This window comes from Acinetobacter tandoii DSM 14970 = CIP 107469, assembly GCF_000400735.1.
Taxonomy (GTDB): domain Bacteria; phylum Pseudomonadota; class Gammaproteobacteria; order Pseudomonadales; family Moraxellaceae; genus Acinetobacter; species Acinetobacter tandoii.
This window is the reverse complement of record NZ_KE007361.1, coordinates 86,461-107,255: the sequence shown is the minus strand read 5'-3', so window position 1 is coordinate 107,255 and position 20,795 is coordinate 86,461. Positions and strand designations below refer to the sequence as shown.

Genomic DNA, 20,795 nt, shown 5'->3' with positions numbered 1-20,795 from the left:
GATGGCTTAGGCAACTGGACCCTAGATTTAACGGGCAGTCCTTTTATTGATGGTACCTATCCAGTGATTGCCACCGTGACCGATACAGCAGGGAATACTGCGAGTACGACCAGTCAGAACGTGGTTATTGATACAGTTGCTGATGCACCAGATGTTATTGCAGTATTGGGCGGTTCAGTGGGTATTGTTCCTGGTGGTGATAATGTTCAACAGGTCATCACTTATAAGAATGAATCGGATGTTGATGTAACTTTAACTGCGACTAAAGCACCTGATGGAACTTGGAGTTTGGATACAACCCCATTGAATGTCAGTATTAATAGTACAACGGGTGTAGTCAGTATCGGACGTGATGCCGTAAAAGATGGCAGCCTTGTTACTTCGATTGGTACAGATTTACTGGGTAATACTGCTCAAGACACTGGTATAGCATACCCAGATGATTTGACACCAAGTGCTGCAGACCAGCCTAACGTGGTTGCATTGGATGATGGTTCAGTCACTGTAACTCCGGGTGCGGATAATGTTGAGCAGGAAATTTATTATACGGATGAAGAAAATAATCTTGTTGTCTTGTCTGCATCACAAGCAGGTGATGGTACTTGGAGTTTGGCAGCAAACCCAATACCAACCCCATTGCCAACAGGTGTGAGTATAGATCCAATTACGGGTGTGGTCACCATTGGACAAGATGCTGTAAAAGATGGGAGCGTAGTTACTTCATATGGTTTTGATGTTTCTTCAAATGTGGCCATCGATAGCGATACTGCCAAAGGCGATGTCGTGATCGTCTCTGTCTCAGAAGAAGGCTTGGCAGGAGCAAATGCTGATGCTGTCGGTAACCCTGAGGATACAACAAATTCAACAATGGTATCAGGAACTTTAAATCTTGGTAATTTAACTAATGTGGCTGTAACTGGTCCATCGGGTATCACGTCTGAGGGGCAGCCAGTGACTTGGAATGGTTCGATTACGGCAGGCGTTTATACATTAACAGGAACAGCAGGAGGAAAAGAGGTCGCGGTACTCACACTTTCAACTGCGGGGGCTTACACCTTTACCTTGAAACAACCGCTAGACCACTCAATAGCTTCACTTGAAAACATTTTAGGTCTTGGTTTTACCATTGCCTCAACTGATGTTGTTGGAACAACCAATTCAACTTTAGTTATTAATGTTGAAGATGATTCACCAATTGCCGCACCTAATACCATACATAATGTTGATGTCCAACCTGCGGCCATAGAAGGAGATTTAGTTGTAAGTTATGGTGCAGATCATGGTTATGTACAAAGTATCACGGTTGATGGTTATACTTTAACCTATTCATCTACAACAGATTTAGTTTCAGCTTCAGGAGCGGCTGGTTCAATTACTTATAGCTTTAATGCTGCAAATGATGAGTTAACTATCAACAAAGGTACGGGTGAAGTTCTGGTCGTAGATATGTTGACGGGGCATTACAGTTATTCCTCATTAGCGATATCAACAGCAGCTCAAGCACCGATTGTAGGCATTAATAAATCAGCCAGTCTGTTAGGGCTGGTAAATGCAGAGGCCTTAGATTTGATCGGGATTGGTACGAATCAACTTTTAACTGCAATTGATCCGAATAACGATATTCAATCAGTTGTAGTCAATGCAAACTCAGTCATTAGTGTTGGTTTAGGTAATTATTATAAATTGGACTGGTCAACTGCTATGGCAGCTGAATTTGGTTTAAATGTTATAGAAAATAATAACATTCTTGTCGTAGACGTTTTAGGTATCCCGACACTTACAACTCAATCATTTTCAAGACTAACAATTACATCTTTAGATGGTGGTTCAATTGATAACTTAAAATTGAATGAGTTTTTAGCAACTGTTTACATTCACCAATATGGTTTGGATTTATTAGCATTAGGTCTAGCACCGACAATTTCTATTTCTGCAACAGATAGTCAACCAGTGACATCTAGCACTTCTTATACTGATTTGCTTGGTGTAAGCCTATTAGATCCGAGTAACGACCCAGCAGGTGTGGTAGAGGACACAAGCGCTACAAATACACTCAATGGAACCAATGGTGATGATCGTTTATATGGTTATGCTGGAAGTGATAATTTAAAGGGTAACCAAGGGAATGATTTACTTCGCGGTGGGGCGGGTAACGATACTTTAAATGGCGGTGCTGGTAACGACATTTTAAGTGGTGGTACAGGAAATGATACCCTAACGGGTGGCTCAGGCAATGACACCTTCCTTTGGGAGAAAGGGGATCAGGGGACTGTTGTGGCACCAGCCGTAGATACCATTACTGACTTTTCTAAACAACCTGTTGCGGGTGGAGGGGATATTCTCGACTTACGTGGCTTATTAGTCGGTGAATTGGCGAAAGGGACAAGTATTGGAAACTTGGCAAACTATTTATACTTTGTCTTTGATGGTACCAATACAATTCTTTATATCAATACCGCGGGTACGCTTTCGGCTGCAACACCAACTACAACTTCTGATCAGCACATTACATTTACGAATGTAGATTTAGTGGGTAGTTATACCACCCAGCAAGAGATTATTTCGAATTTACTTAAAAATGGAAACCTCTTGGTAGATCAGGCAACCACGAACACGGATTTAAATGGTTCCTCATCTTTTGATGTGGTGATAGTAGATAATGATGGTGATACTGCTTCAACCAATATCACTTTTGACTCAACTTCACCATCTACCTCAACACAACCGAATGTAGCACCGATTGCACAAGCTGCCGATGCGACTTTACTGGGCTTAATTGGTGTAGATGCGCTTGGCATCATTGACTTGAATCAACAGGCTTTTATTGCTGTCGATCAAAATCAAAACTTGCGTTCGGTAGAAGTAAAATTTAATGGTCTACTTACAGTGAATTTGGGCAGTCTTAGTTTCTCTGCTTCAGCTCAATTAGCAGCAGATTTGGGACTCGAAATTCATATTAACAATACATCGGGGATATTGGGTGTTGTTGGAGCAACATCAACAATAACCATTACAGCGGCAGATGGTGGAAATATTGATAATTTAGCTGTGAATGAATTATTAGCCACGATTCAGCTCAATTCCGATGTAAATTTACTCAGTTTGGTTGCAGGTTTGAGTGTGAGCGCCTTGGGTAGTTTTACTGTGACTGCAACCGATAGTTACGGTGCAACAGATTCAGACAGTTTCTCATCATTACTGAATGCTCAGGTGCTACAGAACTTGTTAGGGTCGGGAGGTAATCCTGATATTATTCAAGGAACTTCTGCAAACGATACATTAAATAATAGTGCATCAGGCACTATTCATGAGCGTCTTTATGGCTACGATGGTGATGATACGCTAAATGGTAGTTCTGGAAATGACTTAATCCGTGGTGGAGCAGGGAATGACACCTTAAATGGTGGTGACGGCAATGATCTACTGATTGATGGGAATGGAGCAGATACCTTCAATGCAGGTAATGGCAATGACGTAATCGTTATTTCAGGAACAAGCTTTGTTTCTATTGATGGTGGTGCGGGTACAGATACTTTAACGTTATTGGATGGAATAGACTTAGATTTAACGACATCGAATAATATTACCAACATTGAACGTATCGATTTGGGTAATGGTTCAGAAGGTTCGAAATTGACGTTAACTGCCGCTGATGTTCTGGAAGTTACTGGATCAAATACACTACAAATTTTTGGGGATTTGCATGATCAGGTACAAATGATTGGCGCGATTAAAGGTGCAGAATCTACCATTAACGGTGTAACGATGACGCAATATACACTCGGCGCAAACACAGTATTTGTGGACAATGATATTGTGAATGGTATGGGAGTGATTGTGCTTTAGTTGATCAGCAAACCGTCTTATTTGATTTGAATCACTGCATGAACCTCTCCGATTTATCGGGGAGGTTTTTCTTTATTGAGTTGGTTTTTTGAGTTAGTACTTAATATAAAAAATCCCGCCATCAAGGCGGGATTTTTTATTAAATTACGTCATGCGACACATAAGTTGTCATTAGCATGATAATCAAATCAGTGTCTTAGTTCTTCTAACGAACCATAATGACATTATACAGCGACTCAACTGATGTCATTATGAGTGTAAGACGACTCAACCTGTGTCATTTTTCAATTTTGACAATTCAAATAGTTAGAGCTTTTGGCGATACATAATGACATAGCTTTACGTCACAACTGATGTCTGAGAAGAAAACGTCACAACTAATGACATTTTGAGGAGAACACATCATAGCTTATGGCATTTACATTGTAGCTAATGGTGAAATTATAAGTAATTGTTTTTATTGTATATTTTATGTTGCTGAATTTTTAATCTCAATCTATTGATTTTAAACACAATTAATCTGTTTTTTACTATACTACTTATATGAAAAATTAAAATTCATTTGACTAAATTTATTAAATGGAAGCAGAAGTGTTAATAGATAATATTCTTGAAAGAATAGATGAGGGCGGGCCAAGGAGTTATTATTCATTTGAAACTTTTATAGTTCATTTGTTGAAATATCATATTGAAAAGCAAAATAAAAAATTTCTAGTAAAAATTGAACCTAGTTATGCTGGTGATGGATTAGCTCCTCAAGGGTTTGATAATTTTCTGGGACCTACACTAATAGAAATAAAATTCAACTTAGCTGCACAACCTATTAATGTAATAATATCAAAACTTTGTGCTCACATTTCTTCTATGATTAAAGAGGTGGTATTATCAGATTTAATAATCATCTCAGCTAAGTCTGTTCCCGAAAAGATAAGAGAAAAAATTTTAACTCGATTTGAGCAGGAATCCGTACCATTCAGAATACATATTTGGGGGCCAGAAGAGATAAATAAAATTGCGAGTCAGCATAGGGCCAGAGTGAATGAAATAGCAAATAACTTATTTGCTTTAAGGTTAGAGTCAGCTGTTAGCAAACCCACCATTGACTGGAAATCTGAAAGAGACAAGGTTGTTACTAGTTTAAAAGAATCATATCAAAAGGGGCAATTTTCACTTTTTTTAGGCGCTGGTGTATCAAGTAGTGCGGGTATGCCTGATTGGAACACCTTATTGAGTTCATTGTTTGTAACTTATTTAACGCAAGAATTTGATAGTGATGTCGATGTCTCTGATAAAGATATTAGTGAGTTAGTAAATCGTTTGAATGTTGTGGATGAGCCTTCTGCTTTAATGGCTGCAAGATATTTAAGAAAAGGACTTGTAAAAAATACTACTGAAGCCAAGGAATTCAAAAATGCAATCACCAAAAATCTCTATAAACTTCGAGATTCGAATTTTGAAATTAATTCAAGATTAATTAAATCTATTGCTTGCATGTGCATACCGCGGAGGACTGGGGCTAAAGTAAGGTCAATTATCACCTATAATTTTGATGATCTTCTTGAAAGACAATTAACATCGAATAATATACTTCACAGTTGTATATATTCTGATAGGGAAAGCTACGATCCTGATGAATTACCTGTTTATCATGTTCATGGTTTCTTACCTGAAGAGCGTAATAAATACGAGGGGCTTGATAACTCAACCTTAGTTTTCTCTGAAGAGGGATATCATCAAATATATTCAGATACATATCATTGGTCTAATTTGGTTCAATTAAATGGTCTTAGAGAAAATAATTGTTTAATGATTGGTCTTTCTATGACTGATCCAAATCTTCGTAGGTTGCTAGATATATCTGCCAGGAATATTGAAAGAAGTAAGCATTATGCTTTTATGAAGCGTTTAGCATTAAAAAGTTTTGCTTATGATAATAAAAGCACAAAAAATCCTGTCATTGATAATCTTGAAGGGGCAGAAAAATTTTTACAAAGGCACCATAATCTTAATGAAGAGCTTATGAAAGAGCTAGGTGTAACAATTATATGGTACGAAGATTATGATGATATTCCATTTATTATTGAAGAGGTTACGAGGTATTAAATTTAAATGGTATTTATTATTGGGTTGTCAAAAATATTATTTATTTAATCGTTTTTAGAATTTTATTTTTAAAGGCTAGATATAAAAAATTATGGACATATTTACATTTATATCAGAATTGACTAAAGCGGTTATTTGGCCAATAACAGTTATTTTATTAGCTATTCTACTTAGAAATCCAATTCTTGAATTATTCCCTTTATTACGACGATTAAAATATAAAGAATTGGAATTAGAGTTTGCTCAGGAAATTTCTGAACTCAAAGCTGAGGCAATGATTGTAGAGCAAGGAGCAGAAAGGAATACACTACAAGTTTTATCTACTTCTTCAAATTTACTTAATCTAGTCACATTTTCTACTCGTGCTGCAATTATGGAAGCATGGCTAGAAGTAGAATCTGCTGCAATTAGTGTTGCGAGTTCATTTTGGCAACAACCACCAACTGATACTTTTCGAAATATGCCAAGACTTGGAGAATATCTATTGCAATGTAAAGTCATAGATGAGAAGCAACTTATAATATTCAATAAATTGCGAGACTTAAGAAACAAAGCAGTGCATGCACAAGAGCTCCAATTGAGTGAAACTGATGCGAAATCATATGTCCAGCTTGCATCAGACTTGGCAAGACATATTAGAGAAGCTTAGTGTAAGTGCAATTTGTAAATCAATTTTATTTTATTAATTTGCATTATGCTCCAATGAGTAGAATTAAGAACGAATAATTTTTAGAGGATAAAATGAGTTTGGAAGATAAGCTAATTAGATGGACAGGTCCCTCAAGTGATACTGAACAGGATAAACAAGATAGAACAGAGCGAATGATTCGTCAGGCGATAAGTGCGCATGAAAATTTTAATAATTGTTCGTTGAAAATTTATGCGAAAGGATCATATGCTAATAATACTAACGTACGGTCAGATAGTGATGTAGATATTGCTGTAGAGTGTACCGAGGTTCAATATTGGAAAGAATCTGAAAAAGGAAATCGTCAATCAGGGAAACCTTACGAAGGAATTTGGACTCCAGCTAAATTACGAGCAGAGCTAATTTTAGCTTTGGAAAAAAAATTTCCAGATCAAGTTGATGCGACAGGCTCTACTGCCATACAAATAAATGCTAATTCAGCGCGTATAAATGCTGATGTCGTTCCATGTTTTAGCTATCGTTATTACATGAAAAATGGCTCTAGAGATGGAACTAAAATATTTAAGACAGATGGAACTAGTATAGTTAACTATCCATTCCAACAAAAAGAAAATGGTATAGCTAAAAATAATCGGACTGGTTATGCCTATAAAAAAGGTGTGCGCATTTTAAAACGAATTGAAAATGCAATGGAAGTGGATCATGTATTTCATGAATTACCCTCATTTTTTATTGAATGCTTAGCTTATAACTGTCCAGATGAAGTTTTCTTACATTCAACTTGGACAAAGTGCCTTAGAGAAATGCTTCTTCATATCTGGAATTCACTCCAAGGCGATGAGCCAGAAATAAATCGTTGGATGGAAGTAAATGAATGTATTTACTTATTTCATTCTAAACAGAAATGGACCCGTAAAGATGGGCGTGAGTTTGCTAAGACAGCTTGGAACTATATGGGATTTAATTCATGAGTAATACCTCCCTTAAAAGCTCGATATATCTTCTCATTGGGGTTTCTGCAGTTTCTTGGTTTTTGCTAGCCTATTTTAATGAACTCGATCTATCAAAAATAAAAGACTTTTTTGGACTAATACCTAAAGTAGTTAGTATTGATCTTTTAGTGATTGCAGCATTTGTTAAATGGGGCTGGAAATTTAAAATTTTTAGAGGATGGTTGGTCCCATTTCCTAACTTAAATGGAAGTTGGGTAGGGTTTATATATTCAGATTGGAAAAATCCAAAAACAGGTAAAAAACCAGATCCAATCCCTGTAATGCTTACTATAAATCAATCTTTTTTTCATATTAATTGTAAAATGAGAACAAGTGAAATGGAAAGTTCCTCATATTCGGAAGGTTTTATTATAGATTCTGATCGACAAATTAAAATCATGGCATATTCTTATTCTAGTCAGCCAAGATTAAGTTTAAATGAACGTAGTATTCCACATGATGGAACAGCTGTATTTAATATTATTGAGAATCCGAAACAAAAACTAGTAGGTAAATATTGGACAGAAAGACTGACCAAGGGAGAAATCATATTGCATTTTTACTCTAAGGAACTCTTAGAGGATTTACCAGAAAGTTTTGAGAAACATCCAGTAACAGAAGATGAGAATTATCGTTAATTAAGGTAAAATATTAATATGAGGGATAAGTGAAATTTACTCTTTTTCTGTTTAATAAAATTAAGGTTCTTATTGAATATAGTGGATTAATTACTAAGTTCATCATTGGTTTTGGCATATGTCTTATACTCTGCTATTTTATTTATATTGACTATTTCCCTACAGACCTATCATTAGGTGATGGTCTTTTGTTTTTAGTAATAACTATAAAATTTTTACTAGTTTATGTATTGTTTTTAAGTACTCATTATGCATTTGGGAGAATAATAATTTTCATTGTGAAAAGTATTTTAAATTCTATTATGTTTTTATTTAATATAAGAAAAATTTTAAAAAATTATTTAAATATAGAAATGGTGACTTTAGTTAATATAATGAAATATATGGATAAACTTTCTGTGTATTTCGTAAAATTTATTTTTTACATTATTGGATTTGCCTTAGTATTTATTTTTTATAATGAAAAATCAGTAAACCTATTATTGATGATTTTTTTAAGCATACTACTAGCATGTTTTATTAAGGAATTCATTAAATTCTTTAGGAGTAATCTTTCATATAGTGATGAACTCTTAGTAGAAAATACTGAAAAGAAGCATGTAAAACTTGCAATTATGCTTATGTCTATATTGCTTATTCCAAGTGTTATATATCTTGCTTATAGTCAAAAGCAAAATAATTTTCTTATAAATTCAACATTAGCCTCAATACGAGAAGATGATAAACAAAGTATTATTTTTATAAAATTTGGACTAAAAGATCTTTTTCCTAAATCAAAGATTGGTGAGAGAAAAGGGGAATATGTCGAATTAAAAAACACTGAAATCTTACTTAGAGGCATAGGTAAAAATGCCTTAGTTCAATACAAGTCTAAAGCTAAGGATTACCAAGGTAATGATGTACAGATAAAAGTAAAAGTGGAAATTCCAAACGATTCTCTTTTAGTTGTTAGAAGATCATATAGTCGCTGACAAATGAGAATTCTTACTAAATTAAGAGCTCTCATTTTTGATACATATGACATCATCTCTTTTAAATAGCCTAATTTTAGTCTCAGTTTTACCAAGATAATAAGGGCGAATTAAACCTTGTTTATGTAGGTTCGTTATATGTGAATGTCTCATTCCCAGTAACTTACTAGCTTCAGTACCTGTCATATAGACTTCCTTCAATTTAAGTACTTCACTGAGTTCTTCTCGCGGAATGAGCTTCCAATAGACTAAATCTTCAATGCTTAAGAAACCTGTATCACACCAATATTTTTTTATCCAATTAATAGGACAATTTAATTGCTTTGCTGCATCTACATAGGAAATATAATTTTCGCTATTGAGTTTGTTCTTAAGATTTAACAGCGAATTTTCTTGGATCTGAATTGATAAAGGATTGTTCTCATCTTTCACAAGAATCCCTCTGTGAACAAGTACAGCTACTTTGTTAGAGCTGATTTTTAGTGTGGAAGCAGCATCTTTTAAAGAATAATACTCGGTACTCTGGGGCACATTTTTTAACGCATTTTTTTGTCTTCCAGAACGAGTTGGATAGCTCTTAATCATACTTAAGTCATCTGGTTTTATATCTTGGACATCAGTCTTTAAAAAAATATTAATTGCAGTTGAATCTATATGTGGACCATTAGTAGGAGTAATACCTAAAGCCCTTAATTTTTCCACTAGATTAGTTGGAGATGCCTTTAGTTGTGTTGCTAGTGGACTAACGAGTATGTAATTTTCTTTGAATTCATTCACCTTTTCTTTTGAATATTTTTTGAAAGTCTGTGGTATTTCATTTGTATTCTCTAATTTGAACCATCCAGATTTTGCTAGTTTTCTAGCAAGGTCATAATTGATATCTAACAACTTAGCAACATCCTTTAATTGCATACTATCATTGTCTGCAGGTGCTTCGATGCTAGTGAGAAGTGTAGATTTAGGTTGAGAATATGTATCAATTAAGAAGTGTTCTATGTCTCTGCTAGCAATATCTCCTTTATAGAGTTCTTTCTGTCCAAGCTTCAAAAAGTCATTTTCTATCAATTTCTCAAGCTCAAATCGAGAAATATTTAAGATCAGTTGTATTTCATAATTTCTAAGATTTTTGGAAATACTATTTTCACTAATTCTATATTCTGAAGAATTCTTTTCGGTGATTTTAATATGCTTGTTGAAAAGTTTTTTATGTTTTAGAAATGGTAGCAATAGAATACGTGGATGAGAATTCTCACTTCTACTGTTAATATTTTCACTTAATTTTATGGCAGAAGTCTCTGGGTCAGAAAAATATTCATACACTTTAAAAAAAATATTTTCATTTGTATTGGAATTATCATCTTTTAAGAAAGAATTGAATGCTTTCCAGCATGATGCAAAATCTGAAAAAACTTCATTTGAACTATGCGTAAGTATGTCAAGAAACCAATAGATACTTTCCATTGATTTTACTTTTTGTACAGGTCCTTTATCTAATTTAAAACCGCAGCGAGAACAGTTTAGAACCCCTGTTTTGGGGAGAAGAAAATTCTTACATTCAGGACAAGAATCAATTAACAAACAATAATGTATTGGACATGCATGTATAGGCTTTAATGTCCATATTTTTCTAAGATATGCTTTTTCAGAAAGACAAGTAGGACAGTAGCGTAAACCTTCTAATTCTAATAATTCATGGGGGACTTCAATTGTTCCAATCATTATAGGAGATCTATTGGTTGGCCTTGATCTTTCAAAAGCTAGAAATTTATAAGAACTATCAAGATTTAATACTTCTAACACTTGAGTGAAGCGTTTCATATCAGAAATATGATAATTCAAAGACTGACGAATGATAGATTTATACTTTTCTTTGCCTATTAAATTAAAAATTGAACTATGTGCATTGAGTTCTGCTGTTCTTAACAAGAAACTCATTGGTGACTCATCTTCATGAGGTATTGCTTGTATTAAAAGAGGATTTTGCATAATTCTGACTATTAAATTAATGAAATGATTTGTGAAATGTTCATTTCAAATGGATTTTTATTTTGTTTGCTAATGTAGAGCGTGATGCCTAATTTCCATGAATAACTGAAATCAAGGGGAGTTATTACTTGCCTATTATCATGTAAAGCATGTGCGATACTTTCTCTAATCAGGCTCATTACGTATGAGTGATAGCCTTTTGTTGCTAGTTGAATTTGCATGCCTACAAGTTGGCTATTTAGAGGTGGTGAGAAAGTGATATTTTGCTTATTGAGTGTTCTTGCAACTTCAGCAAGAAATGCAAACATGCTCCCGCCATTTGAAGGATCAACAGTTAATGGATTTAGGTGGTAGATGAAAGGGAATCTACGAGCAATCTGGCTATCAACTTGAAGTAGTGGGACAAACTCAGGTAAACCAACTAAACAAAAGCTAATCCCTGTTCGGTTTACTAGCGTTTTAAGCCAATTGCCTGTAGTCCGATTCATTCTTGTAGATGTTGGTTTACGCTCAAATAAATGGTGAAATTCATCTAAGAATATAAGCTTAGTTTCGCATTGTGCGAGTAAATAAATAAGCCTGCTAGTTAAGTATTCAGTAGTGCCATACCCATTTTCATAAGTAGGATCGCCAAGCTCTTTGAGCATCGTTATTGCTAATGATTTAACTGTGGCAGGCGATGGTACCTCTACATAACATACAGGGATGATATTTTTCTTATGATCCTTCTCAATTTTTTCTGTACGAGGCATAAGACTCAAGATTGTTTTACAGAGGGTTGTTTTTCCAAGTCCCCCTTCAGCAAGAAGCATACATCCAACTGGTTCGCTAAATGAAATACTTCTTTTTACGCAATCTTGTATGCCTGTGAAAGCGACCATGAATTCATTGGAAGTGATAACAATATTGTTAATCGATCGAATTTGTTCAAAACGATTCTCAAATTTTTCCATGTTTAAATACCTCCAATGAACCAAATTGATTAATTGGTGTAGGTACATTTATTGTGGAAGCAGGTTGTTCAACAATATCCTTGTCTTTTGAGAATAGTTGTTCTTCGATCCTCTGTAGCTGCTTCGGAAGTTCAAGAGTAATTGGTTTCAATCTTGGCTTTCGTCTCACAAGATTAGTTTGAATCTCATGCATAAGCTTATACAGATAATATAAATCGGACATCGGACCAATTTTTTGTTTATCAGATCGAGATTGAATTTTCTTTAGTTTTTGAACTTCAAGATGAGTTATTCGTGTTAATCCAAATGTATAGTCTTGATTGGTTGAATCTGCTTGAATGACTACATCTTGCTTGTTGGGATCAATGATAAAAACTTCATTTAAATTTAAATCATCTATAAGCACGGTAACTTTTTTTATGCCTTTAGCTTGTAGTGTAGTTAGAGCATGTGAAAAATAACTAATACCATCTACACGTACTTGACCGTGATTAATGCTTCTTTCAATAGGCCTACGGCATAAGATTTTTGCATCTATATCTGTAAGAAAACTCGGTCGTATATCTTCAATGGCATCTTGCCACATGATGATAGGTGAACGTCCTGTCGTGTGATGGATAGATCGGTGATAAACCTCATGAATCCAAGTATCTATATATTGTTTTAATTGTTCTAAAGTTAATTGTGCAATTTTACTTGAATTATATTCACCTCTATTCGTTGGATTAGAAAAAGTTGTACCCGGTAGTTTTTGTATAATCCCATGTGTGAGCGTACTAAAAAAACGTTCAATATGAGGTTTGTTATTAGGTGTACCTACTTGGGAAGGAGTCAAAGTAATTTTCAGCTGTTCACATACTCGTTCGAGAGCATTGTTTTTAAACTCCACTCCATTATCTGGAATGACGATACTTGGGATTCCTCCTGGTAACTTTTGGTTTGGCCGAGTAATCATATCTTTGATGACTTCTAATGTAGTTGCAGCACTAGGGGGGTACATATTGATATAAGTTCCAACAATGGCTCTAGAGTAGATATCAATTGCACATGCGAGAAATGGTCGACCTAAGGCAAGTTTCGTCTTCGGATCAATCACGATTAGATCTAAATAGTGTGTATCAATTTCGACCATATAAAGAGCGAATGGACTAATGATACTTTTGCCAGCAGCTTGAAATTTTTTCTTCGCTATTCGGGACCCTTTTTTCATTTTAAATTCAATATAAGGATCTAATTTTTTGATATGTCGCTGGATACTACGAAGTGTTGGTAACTGTTCTAATGGGATGCCTTGTTCCATGAATCGACCAAGCATATAGGCAAGTACGTCTTTACCACTTCTGTATTCAGGCTTTAAATAGATTTCATTGATTGCTTGATTTAGAATTTGATAAATTTCAGGAGAGAATCGTAAACTGCGATTACCTGAATGTTTATTTTGCAAGCACAGTTTATTCTGAGAAGAACTTTGATATTTATTGATCCATCTTGCTACAGTACGGCACGAAGGTGGGTTAAGGTCATTAATGTCGGAAGCTATTTGGGGGATTAATTTGGAAAGCAGATTAATACTTGTAGGGTGCTCCAATAGTTGTAATGCATTAATAACATAGCGTTCTTTGCGATGAAGTTCTGAGCTATATTTGGAGTTGATTATGAGTTTCTCAGGTGCAAATACGCATAAAATTTCACCTAATTTATAGCGGCTTTCGAATTCGGTGGGTGTTATTGAAAATGATTTTCCACCAGCTATAGCAGCATATCGAATAGCATTATAGGTTATAGATCCGATTTCAAAAATATAGTCGGGATGTGCTTTAAAATAAAAACGAAAACCAGATTGAGGTATAAAAAGAGAGTTTTCCATATTAATAGACCTTTCGACTATTCATATTTTCTGAGCGGAGCTTAATTTTTTTATGAAAAAATAAATAATCAGCTAGTTCTTGTTTAAGACCTATTGATTCAAGTGTTTTGTAGACTTGCTGTGAGGTATAAAATTTTTCGAAATTTAAGTGACGTAAGGCGTAATTGATTTCGAGGGTGTTCCAATTGAATCTATGTCCTCTTTGATACCAGTAAAGTAGCTGCGAAATTTCTGATTCACTTGGTAAGTCTGTGTGATCTATTAGCTTAAAAGTAATATCAATTGAATGTAGTAGCTCAGAAAGTATCGCAAAGCGGTTTAAGTCATCAGTTGACAATGATGCAATGGATGGTTTGACTTCATGGACTTCATAAGCACCTTCTTTGGTTTGAACCAAGAAATCTGGAAAACAATACTGTTCATTGATAAGTAAAATTTTTAATGCTTGTGATCGATAATTAATGACGTTTGGATTTTGTTCTAAACTGATCGCATGAGCCAGTTCAAGACGGCTTTCTAGTGGTATTGCACCGCAACACTTTTGACTAGGGAATAGGGACGTTCGACGGCCAAAAGCACCTTGATAGATTTTACGTTGTCCATGAAGTGTAGCTGCTACATTTGCTGTTGATTCAAATGCAATCCTGATTTGTTCAAGGATATTTATTTGAATATCAGTTTTTGAAAAAACTGTTTTATAAGACATATCTGTTTATCCAGAAGTAATCCTATTCTCAATAGATATTTGAGAATGAGTTAATCTGCACTATTACTATTGAATAGCACTTACTTGACTGGTGACGATATAGAGAAGATACTATGATTCTCAGGTCTTTATATGCTTCTATATAAAGTCACGAACGGATCCTTTTTAGGGTCCGTTTTTTATTGATTTTTGGTTTAGTTTTTCATGATGACTCCATAATAATTTTTTGAAAAATGAAAATTTAGTGGTTATGGTTCGGATCTAAAGATGAGTTTCTTTGGTTTGCTAGCCATGTAGCAACATCTTTTACTAACGCATATTTTCCACGACGATTTGGGAAAGTGAAAATAGGAATAGGAACAGTTTTACGTGTTAATGCTTGACGAAAAGCATCTGTAGTTTTGTAACCTAAAGCAATTCTTAAAGCATCATCAGCTATTAGTGGGCCGTAACGGTCAAATAGCTCTTTTTCTATTGTTGTTGCATCAAGCATTAAATGGTTTTGCATAGGGTGTCTTGTATTGTCCTGTCACAACAGAAGCATATATCTTTTAAAAAAAGTTGTGTAGAAAGTAAAAACAGCTCAATCTTTTACTCTATACAAATTTCTAATTTATTGTTTTTAAATTATAAATAACTATAACTAGGATTTTTTTTGAGATTGACTAAAAAATGAAAAATACAAAAATGGAAAAAAGAAGTGAGTTGGATATCGTTCGAGTTTCATTATGGTATTGGTATATCCGGGTCAATTTATCTAAAAATTCAGATTATCAAATTGAAAAAGTAATTGAGCCAGATGCTTTTAATAAAAATAAGCATGGTGATGCTTATCATAATAATAAATGGCGAGGTTATCGCTTAGGTAAACATACTCCAAGTCCTATGCTTATAGGCCAAGCAGAATCTCATGTACAAGGCAGCTCTATGCTTCTCAAACATACGCTTTGGCAAGTAATGAATAACTCCATTAGTATTGATTCGCTATTAAGTGATGAGCTTAGAAATCTATCGTGGGAAGTCCAACGTATTCTTTATAAAGCTAACAAATACGATTGTGGGAGTGCATTAGTCACGCACCTCTCTAAAAGAAAATTACGCCAGCTAGAGTGTTTAGCTGGATTGGATGCATTGGCAGCACAGATAATTTTTTTTAAATTAGCTGTTAAAAGAGAAGAGTGTACTTCTGCATTAAGTCAGTCTATTTATAGGACTTTACTTATTATTTGTACTGAACTTCCATTTTTTAATTATCGTGAGCACTTTATTTCATTAATTAATTCAAATGTTTTCTCTTTGGTTAGCTCAACAGAGAAAGTATTGGGTAAAAATTTTGTGGATAGTTTTTCGAAAAATGTCAGAATTTTGATAAACCTTTTGTTATCAATGGAAGATAAAGGTGAGCTGGGTATTACAAGAAAGGAAAGTGTAAGAGTATTATCAGATTTATTGCATGAGAAACAGGTTATAAGTCTGTTTGACGGGGCTAATATTTTGACAATAGATGCTATATGGGATGCTTCGAATGCAAATTATCTTTGAAATTTACATTCGAGATTTTTAACGAGAGTTATTGAATCGTGAAATGAATAGGTGCATTAAAAGCTCTACCTTTCTAGACGCTTAGATAATTTTTCTTCCGCATACATTTGTTTTAAAACTTGATTTTCCTGCTCTAACTTATCTAAACGGGTGAGAATTTGCTCACTTACGTCTAAATAGTTTGCTTTCCAACGATAGAGAGTTGCCACACTAATTTGATATTCCAGACAAACCTGTTCGATAGTGGCACCAGCTAAATGCTTTTTAACAATGTTATTAATTTGGGTTACAGAATATTTTTGTTTCACATTGAGTTCCTAAACTATCGTTCAATCATTATCCAAAATAAAAAAATCAATAAACAGATGGAGTTAAATGAAAATATCCTATTTTGGGATATTTTTAATTGTAACTGATATTGAGCTATGCGCTCAATACACGATCCTAGGTATCAAGACCTAATTAAGAAACTTATAGAACTTCGTGAGTCCAAAAATGTGACTCAGGTGGAGCTTGCACGTCTTTTGAATAAGCCTCAATCGTATGTTTCCAAAGTTGAAATATTGGAAAGAAGACTTGATGTGATAGAGTTAATGGATTGGTTGACAGCTTTAAGTATAGGATTTGAAGAGTTAAACCTTAAAAAAATTTTGGCTATTTCATTGAAAGTATAAAATAGCCAAACTAAATACATTATGCTTTTGTTGTAAAAGTTATATTAGATTTAGACTTTACTCCAAGAAATGATTTTTTTTCATGTATTCTGTGTCGATTTATATAACCAATTTTCTTAAGAGCTTCAGTTAGATCATAATTTTCTTCGCTATAGCTTAACGTATGATTACCTGCTGTAGGAATCGATCTGTATGGTTCATCTAACATATTTAACAAAGAAGAAATGTTGGAGTGATCTAGATTAGAAATTTCAGAAATTAGCAGTTTAAGTCTAGTCTGAGTTGAATATGTTTTTTCAAAGAAGCTATTAATGTAATCTACTGGAATACATAGCTTATTAGCTTTGAAAATTTGATTAATTATGTTTTGAACATTTGATTCTTGATAAAAATCAATTCCAAGTTTTTTAACGATTATCAGTTTTTGCTCATGTGTGAGTTCTGATGATTGAAGAAGTAATTCATATTCGTCGTTTTCTAAAATTATTTCGTCATTGAGCTCTGTACAGTCTGTACTTAAATTTTGGACAAAAATGTCTCTGATGTAATCAGTAGATATTTTACGCAAATTTTCAATATTTTCAGAAGTTAATGAAAGTACTTTTTCATTGATCAAGAGAGAAATCTTTGATTTAGATAAATCTAAAAGATTAAGCGAATCATGATTGAACATTCTTGAGGAAATTACTGCTTTGTAAGCAGTTTCAGACAAAGAGTCCGATTCTAGAAGTCCAACTTCAAATTGTTCAGTAATATCAGGAATATTTATTTTACTTTCAGAAGCTGAGATTTCTTGTTCTTTTAGCAATATATTATTTTCATTAATATAGTTAAAAATTACTTCATCCAAAGTGCAGTCATTATATTGATAATATGAAATCAAAGGATCCCAGCTAGGTTTTACTTTGTTCTTAGCTAAAATTGGTTTCCAGAATTGGGCTTCGCGAATATAGGAAATTAAGTCAATTTGAACTTCATTGTTTTCAATTAACCATTCTTTATGAGTATTATCTAAATCTTCATTATTAATTAATTTGATGAAATTATCTGAGTTTTCACTTAGATTTTCAGACGATGAAATATACACCTCTTCAAAGAAATGATTGATTGATTGGTCTACCTGTTTTTTCAAGTAGTCTGCTGCAAAGTCTTGTAAAAATCCATAAGGTTTTGAAGCAAAAATATCTTGGATTTCATCAATTTTTTGATCTTCATTATTTATATATATAATTTGTAATATCATTTTTTCATTAAATTCAAAATATTCATTTCTACATATTTCATTAAATATACTTACATCATTTTGATTATTACAATCTAAATACTCGAATACAGGTTTAATAAGCCGTAGAAAATTAAGAATTTCTTGCTCAGTACTATAGGCATGTTTGATATATTCGATAAAATTACTTTTAGAAGATAAATAGTTTTTTAGAATTTCATCTTTGTTAAGTAAAGGAATATTTTCTTTTTTTAAATTTTTCAATATCAGCAGAAGATAGCTTTCAACTTTTTCAGCTGCCATTGATGTATGAATATGCTCAAAAAAACTCTGCCAGCTTTTAACTATTTGATTAATGAATAGGGGTAAGTTTTTTTCTCTATCGATATATTCGAAAATAAATTGAATTGAACGCTCATCCAGATTTGATAATAATTGGAATAAATTATTATAATGATCATTGAATTTATCATGATTTTCAAGAATGAAATCTACTAAACTAAAATTAAGAATGCTTGTATGTAAAAATTGTCTAGGTGTTAAATATTTTTCTAATATTTTTTCTACATTAGTTAAAGTTATATCAAAATCTGAATTTATGTGGTTTATAACACTTTGAGCATAGTCTCTTTCAGTAATATTTATTACACTATCAATAAAGAATGAAATATAGTCAGAATAGTGCTCGTCTATGTAACCTTCTCTAACTAAAAATTGAAGTAGAGGTGGATGTCTGTCAGATTCAAAGAATTCCTCACTTGAGTATATAGTGAGTAACTCTTTTAATATATTTTGCTTAAGATAATTTCTTTGATTAACTAAATCTTGCTTTTCCTCCAATAATTTTCCACGATTCGTTGTTTCACTATTTTTAATTCTATTTTCTCTTTCTTTATATGAAATCGTAAGGTTAACTATGTTTTCAATTGTTTGGAAAGTAAATTTAGTATCTTCAATATTTGTAATTTCACAGCGCATATATTGATCATTATTTTGAATTTCAACATTCCATTCCAGTTTTTTGGAATTCTGAATAACTTCGAAGTTTTCATCACTTGTGAGATTCTGGTGATCAAGATCCAAGCTGTCAGCTTTTAACTTTATTAAATAAGAAATTTGGCTATGCTGTATACTATAGCCAGAACGATTAAAATTTTTGACAATAGGCATCCTGCTAAGAATTTCATAAATATATAATTTTCTTAATTCTGTGATGGTTTGAATTTTTTCTAATTGGGATTCTTGAATTTTCTTATCCAAAGCGACAATTTCATGTTTAATCTTTTCTAATTGATTTGAAATAATATTTTTCTTTTTTATTGTAAAAATTTCATATATTTCACCTTTATTAGAGTGTAGGTTTGCAAATTCGGCAGGGTAGTAGTTTTTATAAATAATTAAAGCAAGTAATTTATTTTTATTTAGATTTGGATTTTTAAGTTTTTGAATATAGATTCTAAACTCATTAAAAATATTGGTTACAAGTCTCATATCATCAAAATAGAGTGAGACCTGATGTAGGAATATATCTTCAATTTCTTTATGTAGTTGACTATCATTTTCTTCGTTAATATAGTTTTTTCGAATTAAATCATAAGCATTTGTTGGGTTTATGACAGGAATAATTGGGATGATAAAATCGAAAAACTTAGATCGATCTTTATCTTTGAACATGTTGTCTCTAATAGCGTATAAAAATACTATAGGACGGTTTACTTGCTTCGAATTGTTAATAAGGGTATTGAGCTCTCTTAGTCGAATAAAAATTTCAGAATTTTCAAAGCGGTCTAGATCTTCAATTACGATTACATCGAAATCTGTTCTTTCAAAGAAATATAAAATTTCATCTAAATGCTTATTTAATATGGACTCTACTTGGTCATTATTTAATGTGATTTCAGTATCTTGAAATTTTAGTTTAAGCTCTTTAAGCTTTTCAATATATTTTATTCCAGTAAATAATCCAACGATGCAGAATAATAAGAATAATAATGAAGCGGTTGTTATAGCCAGTTGGTCTGAACTAGCCAATATACTAAACTTATCAAAAAAAATACTTTGTGGAAAAAATACAAATAGTGTTAGAAAAGCCCATAGGAAAATAAAAAGTGTATTGGTAATTAGCTCTCTAGTTTTAACAGTTACGATTCGCTTTAGTCGAGAGCGGGGTAATGTTTTTTGATCGACTGAATAAAAGAGTTGTTGTAGTATGCTTTTTTCTATAGCTTCAATTTCAATTTCTTTACTATTAGCATTTTCTACTTCTAAATCATCTTTAAATGTCGCTAACGAAATATTTAAGTATTTCCATTGTGGATTCTTTTTTTGAAAAGTTTGTAAAACACTACTCTTACCTGAACCATATGGCCCAGTTATAGCAATGTTGTTAGTTTTATTCTGTGATAATGCAAATTTGAGCATATCAGAATAAGCGTTATCTTCATCTGCGTTAGTAATTGGTATTAAAGACAAATATTGATCTGTAGAAGTTATTTGAGGTGCTGAATGAATTTCTTTAATTTTTGCATAAGTTATTTTTATTTCATTCCAGATTTTTTTGCGTTTATCTTTTGACATTTAAATATTTACTCAAATAATAGTATATTTTGAATTTGTATATATTTTATCCCTTTATTTTTTTTATAT

15 protein-coding genes are annotated in these 20,795 nt (G+C 33.0%); 8 read left to right on the top strand and 7 right to left on the bottom strand.

The window, feature by feature from the left end; translation table 11 throughout:
• The 6 genes from I593_RS02720 to I593_RS02695 form a co-directional block, all read left to right on the top strand.
• Positions 1 to 3,846, top strand: a 3,846-nt coding sequence (locus I593_RS02720) for a beta strand repeat-containing protein (protein WP_016166048.1), incomplete at its 5' end; no start/stop codon positions are given.
• Positions 3,847 to 4,425: 579 nt separating this feature from the next.
• Positions 4,426 to 5,949, top strand: coding sequence for an SIR2 family protein (locus I593_RS02715; protein ID WP_016166047.1), 1,524 nt, complete (start codon positions 4,426 to 4,428; stop codon positions 5,947 to 5,949).
• A gap of 91 nt (positions 5,950 to 6,040) precedes the next feature.
• A complete protein-coding gene (locus I593_RS02710; protein WP_016166046.1) occupies positions 6,041 to 6,598 on the top strand; it encodes a hypothetical protein in 558 nt (185 codons plus the stop codon).
• Between the two features lie 92 nt (positions 6,599 to 6,690).
• A complete protein-coding gene (locus I593_RS02705; protein ID WP_016166045.1) occupies positions 6,691 to 7,569 on the top strand; it encodes a nucleotidyltransferase domain-containing protein in 879 nt (292 codons plus the stop codon).
• Positions 7,566 to 8,228, top strand: a complete 663-nt coding sequence (locus I593_RS02700) for a Cap15 family cyclic dinucleotide receptor domain-containing protein (protein WP_016166044.1) — start codon at positions 7,566 to 7,568, stop codon at positions 8,226 to 8,228. The genes I593_RS02705 and I593_RS02700 overlap by 4 nt, the downstream gene beginning before the upstream one ends.
• Before the next feature lie 29 nt (positions 8,229 to 8,257).
• Positions 8,258 to 9,199: a hypothetical protein gene (locus I593_RS02695; protein ID WP_016166043.1), complete on the top strand. Its 942-nt coding sequence runs from the start codon at positions 8,258 to 8,260 to the stop codon at positions 9,197 to 9,199.
• Between the two features lie 21 nt (positions 9,200 to 9,220).
• On the opposite strand, the gene I593_RS02690 is transcribed toward I593_RS02695, so the two are convergent.
• From I593_RS02690 to I593_RS02670, 5 genes are all read right to left on the bottom strand, one after another.
• A complete protein-coding gene (locus I593_RS02690; protein WP_016166042.1) occupies positions 9,221 to 11,185 on the bottom strand; it encodes a TniQ family protein in 1,965 nt (654 codons plus the stop codon).
• 11 nt (positions 11,186 to 11,196) lie between these two features.
• On the bottom strand, positions 11,197 to 12,138 hold the full coding sequence (locus I593_RS02685; RefSeq protein ID WP_004999051.1) for a TniB family NTP-binding protein: 942 nt from the start codon (positions 12,136 to 12,138) through the stop codon (positions 11,197 to 11,199).
• Complete coding sequence (locus I593_RS02680) at positions 12,125 to 14,005, bottom strand: Mu transposase C-terminal domain-containing protein (protein WP_016166041.1); 1,881 nt, start codon at positions 14,003 to 14,005, stop codon at positions 12,125 to 12,127. Before I593_RS02680 ends, I593_RS02685 begins: the two co-directional genes overlap by 14 nt.
• 1 nt (position 14,006) lies before the next feature.
• On the bottom strand, positions 14,007 to 14,711 hold the full coding sequence (locus I593_RS02675; RefSeq protein WP_016166040.1) for a TnsA endonuclease N-terminal domain-containing protein: 705 nt from the start codon (positions 14,709 to 14,711) through the stop codon (positions 14,007 to 14,009).
• 241 nt (positions 14,712 to 14,952) lie between these two features.
• Positions 14,953 to 15,219, bottom strand: coding sequence for a hypothetical protein (locus I593_RS02670; RefSeq protein ID WP_004999044.1), 267 nt, complete (start codon positions 15,217 to 15,219; stop codon positions 14,953 to 14,955).
• A 164-nt stretch (positions 15,220 to 15,383) separates the two neighbouring features.
• On the opposite strand from I593_RS02670, the gene I593_RS02665 reads away from it, so the two are divergent.
• The gene (locus tag I593_RS02665; RefSeq protein ID WP_016166039.1) at positions 15,384 to 16,253 is read left to right on the top strand and encodes a hypothetical protein; all 870 of its coding nucleotides are present in this window, start codon (positions 15,384 to 15,386) and stop codon (positions 16,251 to 16,253) included.
• A 65-nt stretch (positions 16,254 to 16,318) separates the two neighbouring features.
• Here the strand turns inward: I593_RS02665 and I593_RS02660 are convergent, their stop codons facing one another.
• Positions 16,319 to 16,561 (bottom strand): transposase, encoded by a 243-nt coding sequence (locus I593_RS02660; protein WP_016166038.1) that lies wholly within the window; start codon positions 16,559 to 16,561, stop codon positions 16,319 to 16,321.
• 117 nt (positions 16,562 to 16,678) lie between these two features.
• Between I593_RS02660 and I593_RS02655 the strand changes: the two genes are divergently transcribed.
• Positions 16,679 to 16,927 (top strand): helix-turn-helix domain-containing protein, encoded by a 249-nt coding sequence (locus I593_RS02655; RefSeq protein ID WP_016166037.1) that lies wholly within the window; start codon positions 16,679 to 16,681, stop codon positions 16,925 to 16,927.
• 19 nt (positions 16,928 to 16,946) lie between these two features.
• Here I593_RS02655 and I593_RS02650 read toward each other — a convergent pair whose 3' ends face one another.
• The gene (locus I593_RS02650) at positions 16,947 to 20,726 is read right to left on the bottom strand and encodes a YobI family P-loop NTPase (RefSeq protein WP_016166036.1); all 3,780 of its coding nucleotides are present in this window, start codon (positions 20,724 to 20,726) and stop codon (positions 16,947 to 16,949) included.
• Between the last annotated feature and the right edge of the window lie 69 nt (positions 20,727 to 20,795).